Origin of the sequence: Sphingomonas sp. PP-CC-1A-547, assembly GCF_003610375.1 — a bacterium.
GTDB lineage: Bacteria > Pseudomonadota > Alphaproteobacteria > Sphingomonadales > Sphingomonadaceae > Sphingomonas.
The window spans coordinates 74,501-90,155 of the sequence record NZ_RAPZ01000014.1; the positions used below are offsets into that span (position 1 = coordinate 74,501).

Below are 15,655 nucleotides of genomic sequence, written 5' to 3' on the forward strand. Positions count from 1 at the left end.
CGCCGTGCGCGGCACGATGCCCCAGCGTTCGCTGGGGTGACGGCAGAAGGAAGCATTAAATGACCTCCGATTTCACCTCCGCCCTCCGCCCGGCGTTCGTCATGACGATCCTGTTCGCGCTGCTGCTCGGGATCGTCTATCCCCTCGCCATGACCGGGATCGGACAGGCCATCTTCCCCGCCCAAGCGAACGGCAGCCTCGTCATGGCCAACGGCAAGGCGATCGGCTCGACCGTCGTCGGCCAAGCCTTCACCACCGACCGCTATTTCCAGACGCGCCCCTCGGCCGCCGGCAAGGGCTATGACGGCCTGGCCTCGTCGGGCTCGAACTACGGCCCGACCAGTCAGGTGCTCGTCGATCGCACCAAGGCCGATGTCGCCAAACGCCGCGCGGAAGGCGTGACCGGTCCACTCCCTGCCGATCTCGCCACCGCTTCGGGTTCGGGTCTCGACCCCGATCTGTCGCCAGCGTCGGCGTATACCCAGGTTGCCCGTGTCGCTCGGACCCGTGGCTTGCCCGCCGACAAGGTCCGCGCGCTCGTTACCGCCAACTTCGACGGTCCGCTGCTCGGCATCCTCGGCGAGCCACGCGTCAACGTCTTCGCTCTCAACCGCGCCCTCGACGCAACGCGTTGAACGACGACACGCGACCATCCCCCGAGGCCCTTCTGCGACAGGCGTCGCAGGAGGGTCGCGGCCGTCTGAAGATCTTTCTCGGCGCTGCCCCGGGTGTCGGCAAGACGTACGAGATGCTCTCCGAGGGCGCGGAACGTCGCCGCGCCGGTGTCGACGTCGTTATCGGCGTGGTCGAGACGCATGGTCGCGTCGAAACCGAAGCGCTTACCAGAGGGCACGAGATCGTCCCGCGAAAGACGATCCCGTACGAAGGCCGCACGCTCGACGAGATGGACCTCGACGCGATCCTCGAACGCGCGCCGACGCTCGTCCTCGTCGACGAACTCGCGCATACCAACGCCCCCGGCAGCCGCCACCCCAAACGCTATCAGGACGTCGAGGAACTGCTCGCGGCCGGCATCAACGTCTATTCGACGATCAACATCCAGCACATCGAGAGCCTCAACGACGTCGTCGCCTCGTTCACGCGCGTCCGCGTCCGCGAGACGGTGCCCGACAGCATCGTCGAGGCGGCCGAGATCGAAGTCGTCGACATTCCCCCCGACGAACTGATCGAGCGGCTGAAGGCGGGCAAGGTCTACCTTCCCCACGAAGCCACCCGAGCGCTCGCGCACTTCTTCTCAAAGTCCAACCTGTCTGCCCTGCGCGAACTCGCGCTCCGGCGCGCCGCACAAGCCGTCGATGCGCAGATGCTCGAACACGTCCGCGCGTTGGGCGTCGGCGGTACCTGGGCGGGCGGCGAGCGGATCGTCGCCGCGATCAGCGAACTGCCCGGCGCGCTCGGCCTCGTCCGCGCGACCAAGCGGATCGCCGACGCGATGCACGCGCCCTGGACCGCGGTGTATATCGAGACACCCCGCGCGCAGACCTTCGGCGAGCCCGAGCACCGCCAGCTCGCCGCGGTCTTCAACCTCGCGACCCAACTCGGCGGCGACGTCGCGACCGTCCCCGCGACTTCGGTGGTCGACGGCCTTAAGACCTTCACCACCGAGGCGCGCGCGACGCAGCTGGTGGTCGGCAAGTCCACCCGCTCGCGATGGTTCGAACTCTGTCACGGTTCGGTCGTCGACCAGATGGTCCGCGAGTCACCGGGGATCGCCGTCCACGTCCTGCCGATGGACCCACCCACCGCGCCCCGCGGCACACGCGTGCGGACCGGAGGATGGGGCAGCAAATCCGGCTACGCCTGGACGACGGCGATGGTCGCGGGGGTCACCGGCGTCGCGAGCGCGCTGTTCCACATCCTCAACCTCGGCAACGTCGCGCTGTTGTATCTGCTCCCGGTGATGGCCGCGGCGAGCCTGTTCGGCCTGCGCACCGGGCTGTTCGCAGGCGTGGTCTCGTCGATTGCGTACAATTTCTTCTTCCTGCCGCCGACCGGCACGCTGACGATCAGCAATCCCGAGAACGTGATCTCGATCCTCGTGCTGCTCGGCATCGCGTTCGTGACGAGCCAGCTCACGTCTCGGGTGCGCGCGCAGGCCGACATCGCCGCCGCCAGCGCGCGCACCAACGCAGCACTGGCCGGATTCCTTCGCCAGCTGACCTCGCTCAACGACCCGGTCGCGCTCGCCCGCGCGATTTGCGAGGAGATCGGCCGGCTGTTCGGCGTGCGCGCCGTGATCCTCGTCGCGGAGGACCCCGGTCTAGCGGTGCAGGCTGCGAACGGCTCGGACTACCGGCTGGAGACGATGGAGATGGCGGCCGCGCAATGGGCCTACGACACTGGCGCGCCGGCGGGCCGCGGGTCGAGTACGCTGGCGGCGTCGGAGTGGTTCTTCCAGCCGTTGCGCTCGGGCGAGCGGACGCTGGCGGTGCTTGGGCTGGCTCGGGAAGCGGGGGGCGATCCGGTGCGGTCGGACCAGTTGCCGTTGCTCATGAGCCTCGTCGATCAGGCCTCCCTCGTGCTCGAACGCGCGCGGCTGGAGGTCGAGATGCGCGACGTCGATGCGGTGCGCGAGCGCGATCGGTTGCGACAGGCGTTGCTGTCGTCGGTCAGCCACGACCTGCGCACGCCGCTCACCTCGGTGATGGCGGCGGCGGCGGAACTGCACCGCGGCGTCACGCCAGAGTTGATCGACACGATCGAGACCGAGGCAGCGCGGCTAAACCGTTTCGTCGGCAATCTGCTCGACATGGCGCGGGTCGAGGCGGGTGCGCTCCGGTTGCGGCTCGAACCGACCGACCTTACCGACGCGGTGGCGGGCGCGGTGCACGACACGAAACGCGTGCTCGAAGGCCACGCGATCGAACTCGACGTTGCGCCGAACCTTCCTCTGGTCCGCGTTGACCCGCAACTGTTGCATCATTGCCTGCTCAACCTGCTCGACAATGCCGGCCGCTATGCCGATCCGGGGACGCCGATCGTGGTCCGCGCGGAACACCGCTTCGGGATGCTTCGGCTGTCGGTGATCGACCAGGGGCCGGGCTTGCCACCCGGCCGCGAGAAGGAGGTGTTCGAGACGTTCCGCCGCCTCGAAGGCTCCGACCGCGCGATCGGCGGGACCGGGCTCGGGCTTGCGATCGTAAAGGCGTTCGCCGAAGCGATGGGCATGACCGTCGAAGCCAGCAACCGTGAAGACCTGACCGGCGCCCGGTTCAGCCTGTGCTTCCCCGTGGCGCTGCTCGTCCGCGACACCGATGGAGCGAATCTATGAGTGTGCAGACGGTCCTGATAGTGGACGACGAACTGCATATCCGGCGGTTGTTGAAGAACACACTGGAACGGGCGGGATACGGTGTCGAGGAGGCGGTCGACGCGCGCGAGGCGCTGCGGATTGCGGGGAGGCGGCCGTTGACTGCGGTGCTGCTGGACCTGGGGTTGCCCGACCGCGACGGACTCGAACTGGTGCCGCTGCTGAAGAAGCTCGGCGATCCGATCATCCTCGTCGTGTCCGCGCGCGAGGCGACCGACCAGAAGGTCGCCGCGCTCGATCTCGGTGCCGAGGATTATGTAACGAAACCGTTCGATACCGAAGAACTGCTTGCGCGGTTGCGGGTCGCGTTGCGCGGTCGAGGGGAGGCGACGTCTCGGCCGACAATCCTGCGTGCGCATGGGGTGGAGATCGATTTCGAGCATCGCCTCGTCCGGCGTGGCAACGAGGAAGCGCATCTGACGCGGAAGGAGTTCGACGTGCTGTCGGCGCTGGCGGCGCATCCGGGGCGGGTGGTGACGCATCAGCGGATCCTGGAGGCGGCGTGGCCGACCGATCACGACCGGCGGATCGAATATCTCCGCATCGTCGTGCGCAACTTGCGGCAGAAGCTGGAGGGGACGGGGGGCGTCGGCACGGTCATCGCGAACGAACTTGGGATTGGATACCGGCTGCTCGTCGACGCCTGAGTTGAGAAGATAGTGTGCTTCCCCGCGAAGCCGGGGATCCAGACTGGGCTCCCGCCTTCGCCGGAGAACAAGGAAGCGGTCGACCCGCTCGTCACCCCCGCCCCAACCGTCACCCCAGCGAAAGCTGGGGTCTCCCCGCAACAGGTCGCCCCTGCCGCGCGGGTTCCCGGCTTTCGCCGGGACGACGGGGGTTGCGCACTACGTGAACACTATGGCTCCCCCGCGATATCAATCTCGAACGCTTATGCCGCAGGCGATAGCTGGAGTGTCGCATGACCGACGCCCACCGCCTCCGCACCGAACTCAGTCTCCGCGCGAGCGGAATCCTGTCGCTCGCGATCGCCTTCACCGCGATCTACACGCTCGCCCGTCTCCATCAGCAAACCGGCGCACTCGCATTTCTGCTCGCCACGATCGGCTTCCTCTGCGCGATTGCCGGAGCGATGTTGGTGGTCGTCGGTGGGCATATCCACGACCCGGTCAGGATCAGCGCCCGCTGGCGCCGCGCCGCGCGATAAGGCGCGCCCGCGGCGGGACCTGTCGACGCGCGCGCGCGCCGTCACTATGCTACCGCATTGCAGCATGATGAGGACAAGGGAGCGCTCTGCATGATCGGTCGACGCGAAGTAGTAACCGCGCTGGGTCTGTTGGGTGTCCTCCCACAGGCCGCCGCCGCGATGCGTGCAGCGCCCGGCAAGGCAGAGCCGTTCTCTTGGGATGCGCTCCAGCAGCGCGCCGCGACGCTCGCCACCAAGCCATACGCCGCTCCCGCCAAGGTCGCAGCCGCCGCCGCGATCGATTACGACAAGGTCGGCAGCATCCGCTTCCGCGCGGACAAGACGCTGGCGGGCGGTATCCGCCTGTTCCCGCTCGGTCGCTATGCGCCGATGCCGGTAGCGATCAACGTCGTCGAGGCCGGTCAGGCGCGCCGCATCGAGTTCTCGCGCGACCTGTTCGAGGCCGAGGAAGGCCATGCCGCCGCGCTGGGTATCGCCGGTTTCCGCGCGATGGCACCGGGCGGGACCAGCGACTGGATGGCGTTCCAGGGCGCATCCTATTTCCGGACCGCCGGCGCGCAGGACCAATATGGCCTGTCCGCGCGCGGGCTCGCGATCAACACCGGGCTGCCGGGCCGCGAGGAATTCCCTGACTTCACCGAATTCTGGATCGAGCGAACCGGCGCGGACGCGTACACGATCTACGCGCTGATGGACGGCGCCAGCGTCACCGGCGCGTACCGCATCCAGTCGCGCCACGTCGCCGGTGCGGGAGTCGAGCAGCAGGTTTCGTCCGTGCTCAACCTGCGCCGAGACATCGAGCGGCTCGGCGTCGCGCCGGCGACCAGCATGTTCTGGTACGGCGAAGGCAACCGCGCCGCCGCGGTCGACTGGCGTCCCGAGATCCACGATTCGGACGGTCTCGCGCTGCTCACCGGCGCCGGCGAACGCATCTGGCGCCCGCTCAACAACCCGCCGCACGATACGCTGGACAGTTTCGCCGACCAGGCGCCCAAGGGCTTCGGGCTGATTCAGCGCGACCGGAACTTCGATCATTACCAGGACGACGGCGCGTTCTACGATCGCCGGCCGAACCTGTGGGTCCAGCCGCAGGGCGACTGGGGCAAGGGCGCGGTGATGCTTTATGCGTTCCCGACGAACAGCGAAACGGTCGACAATGTCGTCTCGTTCTGGACGCCGGCCGCGCCGGCCAAGGCGGGCGAGCGGTTGCAGTTCGATTACTTGCTGTCGTGGAAATCGACCGATCCGACCGCCGTCGCCGCGACAGCGCACGTCGTCGATTGCTGGCAGGGCGTCGCCGGCCGACCGGGCGCCGAGCCGGTGAAGGGCGCGCGAAAGCTCGTGGTCGATTTCATCGGTGAGGGTCTTGCCGGGCTCGACCGGCAGAGCGGCGTGATCGCCAAGATCGACGTCGTCCGCGGCAAGGTGCTCGCCAACGCGGCCTATCCCGTCGTCGGCCAGAAGAACCGCTGGCGCGTCACCGCCGACGTGGCCCCCGATGCGCAAGGGCCCGCCGACGTCAGGCTGTTCCTCACGCGTGGCGGCCGCGCGCTCAGCGAAACCGTCCTGACCCCGATATTCTGATGCCCGCGCTTCCCATGATGCCGGGCGAAACGCCGATCGAGATGCCCCCGCAGCGTTTCGACGGTCCGCCGCCGCCCTGGTCCGCACCCGAGCCCGGCCCCGGCATGGTCGTATCCTCCGACGATATGCTCGCGCGCCGCATCCTCCTCGTGCTGATGACCGGGCTGCTAGCAACCGCGGCGTCGTCGGCAGTGCAGGAATCGCTGCTCGCGGATGGGCTGAGCTTCTGGGACGCGGCGTTGCTTGCGTTGTTCTTCCCGCTGTTCGCGTGGATCGCGTTCGGCTTCATGAATGCTGCGATCGGTTTCGTGCTGCTCATGACCGGCGGGCATCCGGGGTTCGTCCCGACGCCGCGCCAGTCCGAACCGCTCGCGGGTCGCACCGCTATCCTGATGCCGGTCCACAATGAGGACATCGATGCGGTGTTCGAGCGGATCGCCTGGATGGCGCGCGCGATCGCCGCCGGCGGTGTCGCCGACCGGTTCGACATCTTCATCCTGAGCGACTCCGGCGAAGCGGCCGAGGCGGCCGAGATTGCGGCATGGGAGCGCCTCGCGCCGACGCTCGACTGCGCGCTCTATTACCGTCGCCGGACCGTGAACGTGGGGCGCAAACCCGGCAACGTCGCGGAGTGGATCCGGCGGTTCGGCGGCGGCTATCGCTATATGCTGATGCTCGACGCGGACAGCCTGATGGGCGGCAACACGATCATCGGCATGGCGCAGGTGCTCGAACGGCGGCCTGCGGTGGCGCTGCTTCAGACCGTGCCGGCGGTGATCAATGGCGTGACGTTCTTTCAGCGCTGGATGCAGTTCGCGAGCCGTTTGTACGGCCCGATTTCCACCGCCGGGCTGGTCTGGTGGTCGGGCTCGGAGGCGACGTTCTGGGGGCATAACGCGCTGATCCGGATCGAGGCGTTCGCGTCGAGTTGCGGGCTACCCGACCTGCCAGGGCGCGCGCCGTTCGGTGGGGTCATCATGAGCCATGACATGGTTGAGGCGGCGCTGCTCCGCAGGCGCGGCTGGCGCGTCCACATGCTGATGACCGAGGAGACGTTCGAGGAATATCCGCCGACGCTGATCGACGCGGCGGTGCGCGACCGGCGCTGGGCGCAGGGAAATATCCAGCATCTCAGCTTGCTGACGTCGTCGGGGTTCCACTGGGTCAGCCGGCTGCAACTGCTGATGGGCGCGTCGGCGTTCATCACCTCGCCGGTGTGGCTGCTGATGATCGCGACGAGCGTGGTGCAGGCGCTGATCGGCGAGCGCAACATCGTCGAGGCGCAGACGTCGTTGCAGGTGCTGTTCGTCACGTTGCTGCTGCTGTTCGGGCCGAAGCTGCTGAGCGTGATCTGGGCGTTCTCGAATGCAGAGCGGCGCGCGGGGTTCGGCGGGCGGCGCGGGATCGTCAGGTCGGTGCTGGTCGACGTACCGTTCTCGATGCTGTCGGCGCCGGTGATCGCGCTGACCCAGACGATGGACCTCGCGGGAATCCTGATGGGCCGGAAGTCCGGTTGGGCGCCGCAGAACCGTGACGCGCACGAACTGTCGCTGGCGGACGTTATGCCGCGCTATCGGTGGCATGTCGGGGTGGGGGTGGCGTTGCTGCTCGTGACGCCGTTCGCGCCGGTCACGGCGGCGTGGCTCGCGCCGGTGACGCTGGGGTTTTTGCTCAGTCCGTTCCTGACGATGCTGACGGCGAGCGAGAAAGCGGGGCGGTGGGCGCTGTCGCACGGGATGTTCGTCGAGCCGGGCGAACACGTTTCGGTGCTCTCGCGGCCTTCGCTGCCGGCGCACACCAGCCAACTCCCGTCATCCTGACGAAAGTCAGGACCCAGGGTAACTAAGCGTCGCCGGTCTTGGCTCTGGATCCTGACTTTCGTCAGGATGACGGCGCGTTTTGAACCGATCTAAGCCCGGTGCCCGCTCAACTCCGCCCCCGCATCCACTGCGAACCGGCGGTTCCAGATCGTCGCCGACGCTGACACAGCGGTCACCACCAGGAACGCCAGCGTGAAGTCCGCCAGCGCCGGCCGCGTCGCGCCCGTCCCCAGCATCCCTACGTGCAGCGACGCCGCTCCCACGCAGATGCCGAGCGACAGCATCAACTGCTGGAACGTCGCGTAGAAGCTCGTCGCGCTGCTCATTCGCGACGACGGAATCTCGTCATAGGCGATCGTGTTGTACGCCGAAAACTGGAAGGACATGAAGAAGCCCGAGATCATCAGCACGCCGAAGATCACCGGGATCGGCCAGTCGGGGCGAAACAGTCCGGCGACCGCGTAGCCCGAACTCGCGCAGAGTCCGCCGACGATCAGGCTGTTGCGGAACCCGAAGCGCCTGAGCACGCGCGGTGCGAGGCTCTTCATCATCAGCGAGCCGATCGCGCCGGCGATCGTGATCGCACCGCTCGCCGCCGCGGTCATCCCGAAGCCCAATTGGAGCATCATCGGCAGCAGGAACGGCTGCGCGCCCTGCGTGATGCGGGTCAGCGATCCGCCGATCACCGACAGCCGGAAGGTCGGGATCCGCATCAGCGACAGGTCGAGGATCGGATCGCTGCGATGCTTCGCGTGGCGGATATAGGCGACGCCCGCGACCAGCCCGACCGCGATCAGCACGACGGCGCGCGACAGTTCGCCGTTGCGGCTGGTCATCTCGAACCCGAACAACAGGCAGCCGAGCGACACGCCCGACAGGATGAAGCCGGGGACGTCGAAGCGCGCCGGTTTGTCCTCGCGGACCTCGCCGATGAAGCGCGTTACCAGGATCACGCCGAGCAGGCCGATCGGGACGTTTAGGTAGAAGATCCAGCGCCAGTCGAGATAGGTGACGATCGCGCCGCCGACCGGGGGGCCCAGGATCGGGCCGATCAGCGCGGGCATGATGAGCCACGACATCGCCTGGACCATGTCCTCCTTGGCGACGCTGCGGAGCAGGACGAGGCGGCCGATCGGGATCATCATCGCGCCGCCGAGCCCTTGCAGGAAGCGCGCGACCATCATGAAAGGCAGGCTGGTCGCCTGGCCGCACAGCATCGATCCGCCGACGAAAATCAGGATCGCGGCGCGGAAGATCGTCCGCGAGCCGAACCGGTCCGCGAGCCGTCCGCTCGCGGGAATGAAAATCGCGAGCGCCAGCAGGTACGAGGTCAGCGCCGAACTCATGCTGGTCGCGGGCACGCCGAAATCGCGTGCCATCGTCGGCAGCGCGGTGGCGAGCACGGTCGAATCCATCTGTTCCATGAACAGCGCGCAGGCGATGATCAGCGCGGTGACGCGGTAGTTGCTCGGCGTGTGCGGCAGCGCGTCCGGGTCCTTGGCGACGCGCGCGATCGTGTCGGCGGCGGGCATGATGCCATCGCGGATTTCGCTGTTGATCGACGCCAGCCCGCGGCGACGCAGCCTCAAGTCTGCCACCCCCCGCCGAGCGCCTTGAAGACGTCGACCTGGCGATCGACCAGCAGCGCATCGGACGCGGCGAGGTTCGCCTGCGCGGTGGTCAGCGCCGCTTGCGCGGTCAGCAGCGAGAGGAAGTCGGTGCGGCCGAAGCGGTAGAGCGTGCCGGCCTGGTCCGCAGCGCGTGCGGCGCTGGACTGCGCGCGGCGGAGCGCGGCGTTGCGGTCGCCTTCGCGGGCATAGGCGGAGAGTGCGGTCTCAGTCTGGCGGAGCGCTTCGAGCGTGGTCGAGTCGAACTGCGCGAGGGCTTGGTCCGCGGTGGCGCCGGCCTGGGCGATCTGCGCGCGGATGACCGGGCGGTTGGGGAAGCTCCAGCTGATCAGCGGCCCCAGCCCAAGGTGGAACGCATTGGTCGAGCCGAGTGACGACACGGGACCGGTAAACCCGGCAGACCCGCCGAGGCTGACCTGCGGATAGAGGTTGGCGGTCGCCACGCCGATCCGCGCGGTCGCTGCGGCGAGCGAGCGTTCGGCCTGGCGGATATCGGGGCGGCGCAGGATCAATGCGGTCCCGTCGCCGATCGGCAGCGGACGGGTGAGCGCGGGTGGCCGCGCGCACGTCGCGACGTCCTTTGGGTAATCGGCGGGGGCGCGGCCCATCAGCGTCGCCAACCGGTACAGCGCGGCGGTGCGCGTGGCGATCTGCGACGGGATCAGCGCTTCGCTTTGGTCGACCGCGGTGCGCGCACGAGTCACGTCGAACGCGGTGCCGCGGCCGCCGCGTTGCAGGCGCTGCGTCACGTTCAGCGTCTGGCGTTGCAGCGCGAGGATGCGGTTGTTCGCGGCCAGCACCGAGTTGGCGGTGCAAGCGGTGGCGTAGCTGCGCGCGGTCTCCGCGGCGACGGTGACGCGGACGTTGTCGCGCGCGGCGGCGACTGCCTCGGCATCGCCTTGGGCCGCCTCGATCGCGCGGCGGATGCGGCCCGACAGGTCGAGTGGATAGGCTAGCGTGATGCCGAGGTTGTAGTCGAGCGTGCCGGGCAGGCTGCCGCCGGTCGTATAGGGGCGGTCGAGGGAGGTGCCGCCGCCGAGGACGGTCGACAGCGTGCGGCCAGCTGCGATTTCGGCGACGACTGCGTCGGCGCGGCGCAGGTTGGCGTCGGCGGCGCGGAGGTCGGTGTTGGCGGCGAGCGCTTCGGTGACGAACGAGTCGAGGCGGGCGTCGCCGTAGAGTTGCCACCAATGGTCGGGGAGGGGGGCGTTGGCGAACGCCTTCTCGTGGCCGCTGTCGAAAGTGCCTTGGGCGGAGGGGCGGTTGACGACTGCGGACTCGGGGAGGGCGTATTTCGGGCCGGCGGTGGTGCAGGCGGCGAGGGCTAGCGCGAATGCTGCCGCAACTGCTCCCCTCCCTGGAAGGGAGGGGTTGGGGGTGGGAAGGCCGGCTCGTGCCACAACGGTTCGGATTTGTGGAAGCCTACCCACCCCCGGCCCCTCCCTTTCAGGGAGGGGGGAAGAAGGGGCGTTTCTAAGCGACGTGAGATGGCGACCGAACATCATGCCGTCGTCCCCGGTGCGACGCGCGGCTGGACCGTTACCGTCGCGGTGCGGCCCATGATCAGCTGCGTTCCCTTCGGCACGCTGGTCAGCTTCACCCGCACCGGGATACGCTGCGCCAGTCTCACCCAGTTGAAGGTCGGGTTCACGTTCGGCAGCAGGTTGGTCGTGTTGGTCCGCTCGCTGTCGTTGATCCCCGCGGCGATGCTGTCGACGCGGCCGTGCAGCGCTTGCGGTTCCCCCATCAGGTGGACGACGACCGGATCGCCGACCCGGATGCTGCCGAGCTTGGTCTCCTCGAAATACCCCTCGACGCGGAGCGAGTCGGTGTCGACCAGCGCCATCGCCTGCGCGCCGGTCGCGATGTAGTCGCCCGGATGCAGGTCAAGGTTGGTGACGATCCCGTGCACCGTAGCGCGCACCGTTGTCCGCGCGAGGTTCAGTGCTGCCGTCGACCGCGCGCTCTGCGCCTGCGCGAGCGCGGCGGACGCGGTGGCGACGCGGGCGACGTTCTGCTCGTGCGTTTCCTTCGCGACCAGATCGCCGAGCGCAAGGTCGCGCTGTGCCTCGCGGCGGGCCTGCAACAGCGTCGCGCGGGCGCTCGCGATCGACGCGTCGGACTGCGCCAGCGTCAGCTGGAAGCGCGGGCGATCGACCACGAACAGCACGTCGCCGGGCTTCACCGCCTGGTTGTCGTGCACCGCGACCTGCGTGACGAGGCCGGCGACGTCGGGCGTCACGCGGACGATGTCGGCGCGGATATGCCCGTCGCGCGTCCACGGATCGGTCTCGTACCGCTTCCACAGCCACAGCGCGACCAGTACCGCGAGCGCGACGATGATCAGCGTGACGGCCGAGCGACCCAGCGGGGCGAACAGCGATTTGAGGCGGGAAGGGGTCATGCGGAAGGTCCGGTCAGCAGGGCGAGCAGCCCGAGGATGAGGATGAACAGCGCGAGGTCGACCAGCGGTCGATACGTCACCACGCGGTAGGCGCCTGCGAACGCAAGCAGCCGCGTGGCGATGCCGGTCAGGATGACGGCGGCGACCGCGAGCAGCAGGATGCTCGGCAGATACACGCCGCCGATCGAGATTTCGCCGGTCATGCGGCCACTCCGTAGGCTGGCGCTTGCGGGAAGAGATTGCGGCGAAGCGAGGTCAGCGCGAGCACGCCGGTGCGGTGGCGATCGGGCGTGCTGGTCGCGAAACCTCTCATCGCGGCGTCGATTCCGGCGAGCAGATCGGGTTCGGGTGGCGCGGGTTCATCGGGACGTAACGCACGGTAATGCGCGCCGATACCACGCAGGACCGGCGTGATCACCGCGGCCTCATCGGGTGAGCCATCCATCCGCAACTGCTTGAGTTCGCCGACCGCGACGCCGACCCGCAGGTCGGTCAGCGCGTCGAGCAGCGGCTTGCCCGGATCCTCGCCCTGCAACGCAAGGCGCGGCGCGAGCAGGCCGATGCGGTCGAGCATCCGCGCGATCCAGCCCGCCGCATCGGGGCGGCTCATCGAGTCGCTGCGCGCTGCCAGTTCGCGCCAGCCTGCGCGGATCAGTCGCCGCGCGCTGGTATCCGCGCCGATCGTCTGGAACAGGCCGACCGTCACGACCGCGAACAACGTGCCGATCAACTGCGCGATGCCGCCATTGAGGAACGCATCGAAGCTGCCGCCGAACCGGTCGTTGAGGCCCACCGTGTTCAACGCTCCGAGCAAGCCGCCGAGCGTCATCAGCAAGGTCGCAGGGCGGGCCAGGAACATCCCTCCGATCAGCATCGGCGGTGCGAGCACGGCGGCGAGCGTCACGAAATCGGTCACGCGCGGCAGGATAGCGAAGGCGTAGACGGCCGATATGACCAGCCCGATGATCGTGCCGTAGAAGAACGCCAGGATCGATGGTGCGGGGTCGTCGCTGTTGCCGAACAACGCGCAGCACACGCCGGCGATCAGCACCGCGCCCGCCCCGTCCGACCAGCCCGTACCGATCCAGAAGACGCAGCCGAGCAGGATGGTCGCGACGGTGCCGGCGGCGGCGCGGAGTGCGATGCCGCGATCGCGGTGAAGCGGTCGCTTGGCGATCCGGGCGAGCAGCCGTGCGACCGCTGGCGTGACGGGCGCACGCGATGGCGAGCGCATCTGGTCGCGCAGGTCGCGCGCGTTACGGTGCGCGTCGACCAGTTCGCCGAGCCGCGCCAGGAGGCTGAGGCGCAACGCATCGCGCCAGATCAGCGTATCGCCCACCACCGGCTCGAGGACACGCGCCCGTTCGATCAAGGCATCTGCGGTCGGACCGCGCTCCGCCACGGGCGGCGGATCGCGCAACCATTCGCGGACGTCCTCGATCAACGCGAGCGCCTCGGGGCGGGGCGCATCGGCACCGCGCTTCAGTTCGACGATCCGGTCGTCGACCGCGCTCGCCAGTGGCAGCAGCATCGACAGTTCTGCCTGCAATGCACGGAGCGTCCGCGTACGGGGTAGCAGGCGCGCGGTATCGAACGGCAGGTGGATGGACAGCTGGTGAAGCTCGTTGATGTCGAGCGCGAGGCGACGACGATCGCGGTCGAGCGCGGCATCGGAGGCCCCCGCCAGTGAATCTCGCGACCAGCGCTCGGCATCGGCCAGGATCGCGTCGATCCGCGCGAGCAGCGTCGCGGTCACGGTCTGCGGGAAGACGAAGCCGTGGATCAGGCTCCCGCACAGAATGCCGATCGTGATCTCCTGCACGCGCAATGCGGCGATCGTGAACACCGCACCCGGCGTCGTGACCGACGGAAACCCGATGATGCTCGCCGTATAGCCCGCCAGCAGGAACAGGTACGCGCGGGGTGTCCGGTCGAGCAACGAGATATACAGGCATAACCCGAGCCATAGCGCGAGGCCGAGCGAGAGAAGCTCGGGTGCGTTGACCAGGTTCGGCACCAGCACCACCGCAGCCGCCGCGCCGAGTACCGTGCCGGCGACGCGGAACACGGCCTTCGACAGCACCGCGCCGGCCAGCGGCTGCGCGACGATGTACGATGTCGTCACCGCCCAATAGGGACGCGTCAGCCCGATCCTGAGCGCGATGTAATAGGCCAGGATCGCGGCGACGAAGCATTTGACCGAGAAGAGCGCTTCCTTCCCGCCGAATTGAGCGAGGTTCATCGCGCGCGATCCGCCATGAAGCGTGCGCCAAGCCGTTCCGCGACGTGCAGCGCGGTGGCGAGATCGTCGTGGGATACATCGTCGAGCATCGCCGCGCGGAGGCTTGCGAACTTGGCCTCGATCGTGGTGACGAGCGCGCGGCCGTGTTCGGTCAGGCGGATGCGGCTCACGCGCGCGTCGGCGGGATCGCGGCGGCGCTCGACTAGGCCCGCCGCGGTCATCTGGTCGATCGAGCGGACCAGCGAGGCCTGCGTCACGTCGAGTTGCTGCGCGAGGTCGGTCTGGCGGACGTCGTCGCCGAGCCGCCCGACCTGGACGAGCGCCCAGCCGGTCGATGCCGACACGTTCATGTCGCGAAGCGCACGATCCGCCGCCTGCCGCCACATCTTCGCGAGCGGAAGCAGCGTGCGCGCATAGGCGGATTCGAGAGTAGCACGTGCGGAAGTCATTAGCGTGCTAAGTAACGACGATTGCGTGTGCTGCAATGCGGAATCGATTTGTGACGGAAATGTTAGGTTTGGAGTCAAACCGATTGGCACCTCCCCGGCGAAGGCCGCGGCCCAGTTGGAGAGGTTGCGGTAACGGAAGGCCGAACTCCGTTATCAACGTTCCCCAATTGGGCCCCGGCCTCCGCCGGGGTGGTGCCTCTCAACGAAAAGGTCTTACTCGACCGCCAGGATTACATGGCTGGCCTTGATCAACGCCAGTGCGCGGATGCCGATCTGCAGGTCGAGCGCCTCCGCGCTCTCCTTGGTCAACGTCGCGGTCAGCGTCTTGCCGAGCGTCAGTTCGAGCGTCACCTCGCTCGAAATCGCGCCGTCCTCCCGCGCGATCACGGTCCCCGCCAGCGTGTTGCGGGCCGACGTCCGCAGGCTCTCGTCGCCGCGTGCGAGGATAACGAAGCTCGACTTGATCAGCGCCAGCGCGGTCGCGCCCGGCACTAGTCCCAGATCCTCGGCGCTGCCGCGCGTGATCGTCGCGACGATCTCGACGCCATCCGCCACCGCCAGCGTAACCTCGGCATCGATCGTCCCCGGCGTCACGCGCGACACGGTGCCGCGCAACACGTTGCGTGCGCTCGTCTTCATTCCGATTCCCCATAGCAGCGGCTTCAGCGACAGCCCGTTCGACACGCTAGCCTCGATCCGCGCCATCGCGCTGGCGAGCTCGGCCTCGGCGACCGCATAACCGTCGAGCACGGCCACGCCCGCCTCGGTGATCGGGCTCGCGCCACCGTCCTTGCCGCCCGCCGCAGGGAGCACGAGCGGGCGGTCGAACAGATTGTTCATCACCTGCACCGCGTCCCATGCCGCCTTGTAGCTGAGGCCGACGACCTTCGCGGCGCTGGTGATCGAGCCGCCGTCGCGGATCGCGCGGAGCAGCGCGATCCGGTCGGCACCGACGCGGCCGGTCTGGTCCTTGGCGAGCAGGATCGTGGCGTGGAGGGCGGGGTCCGGCGATAGCGTCATGGCCCCCCTCAT

General features: G+C 68.4%; 13 protein-coding genes. 6 read left to right on the plus strand and 7 right to left on the minus strand.

All coding sequences use genetic code 11. From position 1 onward, the window contains the following. Positions 1–59 precede the first annotated feature (59 nt). From kdpC to mdoH, 6 genes are all read left to right on the plus strand, one after another. On the plus strand, positions 60–635 hold the full coding sequence (gene kdpC, locus C8J39_RS15610; RefSeq protein WP_120301309.1) for a potassium-transporting ATPase subunit KdpC: 576 nt from the start codon (positions 60–62) through the stop codon (positions 633–635). Next, complete coding sequence (locus C8J39_RS15615; RefSeq protein ID WP_120301310.1) at positions 632–3,292, plus strand: sensor histidine kinase KdpD; 2,661 nt, start codon at positions 632–634, stop codon at positions 3,290–3,292. Before kdpC ends, C8J39_RS15615 begins: the two co-directional genes overlap by 4 nt. Further along, positions 3,289–3,978, plus strand: coding sequence for a response regulator transcription factor (locus tag C8J39_RS15620; RefSeq protein ID WP_120301311.1), 690 nt, complete (start codon positions 3,289–3,291; stop codon positions 3,976–3,978). Before C8J39_RS15615 ends, C8J39_RS15620 begins: the two co-directional genes overlap by 4 nt. 272 nt (positions 3,979–4,250) lie before the next feature. Then, positions 4,251–4,496, plus strand: coding sequence for a hypothetical protein (locus C8J39_RS15625; protein WP_120301312.1), 246 nt, complete (start codon positions 4,251–4,253; stop codon positions 4,494–4,496). Positions 4,497–4,586: 90 nt separating this feature from the next. Next, a complete protein-coding gene (locus C8J39_RS15630; RefSeq protein ID WP_120301313.1) occupies positions 4,587–6,080 on the plus strand; it encodes a glucan biosynthesis protein in 1,494 nt (497 codons plus the stop codon). Then, entirely contained in the window at positions 6,080–7,900 is a 1,821-nt protein-coding gene (gene mdoH / locus C8J39_RS15635; RefSeq protein ID WP_243650196.1) for a glucans biosynthesis glucosyltransferase MdoH, read from the plus strand. The genes C8J39_RS15630 and mdoH overlap by 1 nt, the downstream gene beginning before the upstream one ends. Before the next feature lie 89 nt (positions 7,901–7,989). Here the strand turns inward: mdoH and C8J39_RS15640 are convergent, their stop codons facing one another. The 7 genes from C8J39_RS15640 to C8J39_RS15670 all read right to left on the minus strand — a co-directional run bounded on the left by C8J39_RS15640 (position 7,990) and on the right by C8J39_RS15670 (position 15,643). Further along, positions 7,990–9,489: a DHA2 family efflux MFS transporter permease subunit gene (locus tag C8J39_RS15640; RefSeq protein WP_120301403.1), complete on the minus strand. Its 1,500-nt coding sequence runs from the start codon at positions 9,487–9,489 to the stop codon at positions 7,990–7,992. Next, positions 9,486–10,928: an efflux transporter outer membrane subunit gene (locus C8J39_RS15645; RefSeq protein WP_243650195.1), complete on the minus strand. Its 1,443-nt coding sequence runs from the start codon at positions 10,926–10,928 to the stop codon at positions 9,486–9,488. Before C8J39_RS15645 ends, C8J39_RS15640 begins: the two co-directional genes overlap by 4 nt. 101 nt (positions 10,929–11,029) lie before the next feature. After that, positions 11,030–11,932: an efflux RND transporter periplasmic adaptor subunit gene (locus C8J39_RS15650; RefSeq protein ID WP_120301314.1), complete on the minus strand. Its 903-nt coding sequence runs from the start codon at positions 11,930–11,932 to the stop codon at positions 11,030–11,032. Continuing rightward, a complete protein-coding gene (locus tag C8J39_RS15655; RefSeq protein ID WP_056065737.1) occupies positions 11,929–12,135 on the minus strand; it encodes a DUF1656 domain-containing protein in 207 nt (68 codons plus the stop codon). Before C8J39_RS15655 ends, C8J39_RS15650 begins: the two co-directional genes overlap by 4 nt. Continuing rightward, complete coding sequence (locus C8J39_RS15660; protein ID WP_120301315.1) at positions 12,132–14,174, minus strand: FUSC family protein; 2,043 nt, start codon at positions 14,172–14,174, stop codon at positions 12,132–12,134. The genes C8J39_RS15655 and C8J39_RS15660 overlap by 4 nt, the downstream gene beginning before the upstream one ends. Continuing rightward, complete coding sequence (locus tag C8J39_RS15665; RefSeq protein ID WP_243650194.1) at positions 14,171–14,623, minus strand: MarR family winged helix-turn-helix transcriptional regulator; 453 nt, start codon at positions 14,621–14,623, stop codon at positions 14,171–14,173. The genes C8J39_RS15660 and C8J39_RS15665 overlap by 4 nt, the downstream gene beginning before the upstream one ends. 213 nt (positions 14,624–14,836) lie before the next feature. Then, on the minus strand, positions 14,837–15,643 hold the full coding sequence (locus tag C8J39_RS15670; protein ID WP_120301316.1) for a TOBE domain-containing protein: 807 nt from the start codon (positions 15,641–15,643) through the stop codon (positions 14,837–14,839). Positions 15,644–15,655 lie beyond the last annotated feature (12 nt).

Coding starts and splice junctions, on each gene's coding strand:
- C8J39_RS15630 (WP_120301313.1), top strand. CDS start 4,587: ATGATCGGTCGACGCGAAGTAGTAACCGCGCTGGGTCTGTTGGGTGTC.
- C8J39_RS15660 (WP_120301315.1), bottom strand. CDS start 14,174: ATGAACCTCGCTCAATTCGGCGGGAAGGAAGCGCTCTTCTCGGTCAAA.
- C8J39_RS15620 (WP_120301311.1), top strand. CDS start 3,289: ATGAGTGTGCAGACGGTCCTGATAGTGGACGACGAACTGCATATCCGG.
- mdoH (WP_243650196.1), top strand. CDS start 6,080: ATGCCCGCGCTTCCCATGATGCCGGGCGAAACGCCGATCGAGATGCCC.
- C8J39_RS15650 (WP_120301314.1), bottom strand. CDS start 11,932: ATGACCCCTTCCCGCCTCAAATCGCTGTTCGCCCCGCTGGGTCGCTCG.
- kdpC (WP_120301309.1), top strand. CDS start 60: ATGACCTCCGATTTCACCTCCGCCCTCCGCCCGGCGTTCGTCATGACG.
- C8J39_RS15665 (WP_243650194.1), bottom strand. CDS start 14,623: ATGACTTCCGCACGTGCTACTCTCGAATCCGCCTATGCGCGCACGCTG.
- C8J39_RS15670 (WP_120301316.1), bottom strand. CDS start 15,643: ATGACGCTATCGCCGGACCCCGCCCTCCACGCCACGATCCTGCTCGCC.
- C8J39_RS15625 (WP_120301312.1), top strand. CDS start 4,251: ATGACCGACGCCCACCGCCTCCGCACCGAACTCAGTCTCCGCGCGAGC.
- C8J39_RS15655 (WP_056065737.1), bottom strand. CDS start 12,135: ATGACCGGCGAAATCTCGATCGGCGGCGTGTATCTGCCGAGCATCCTG.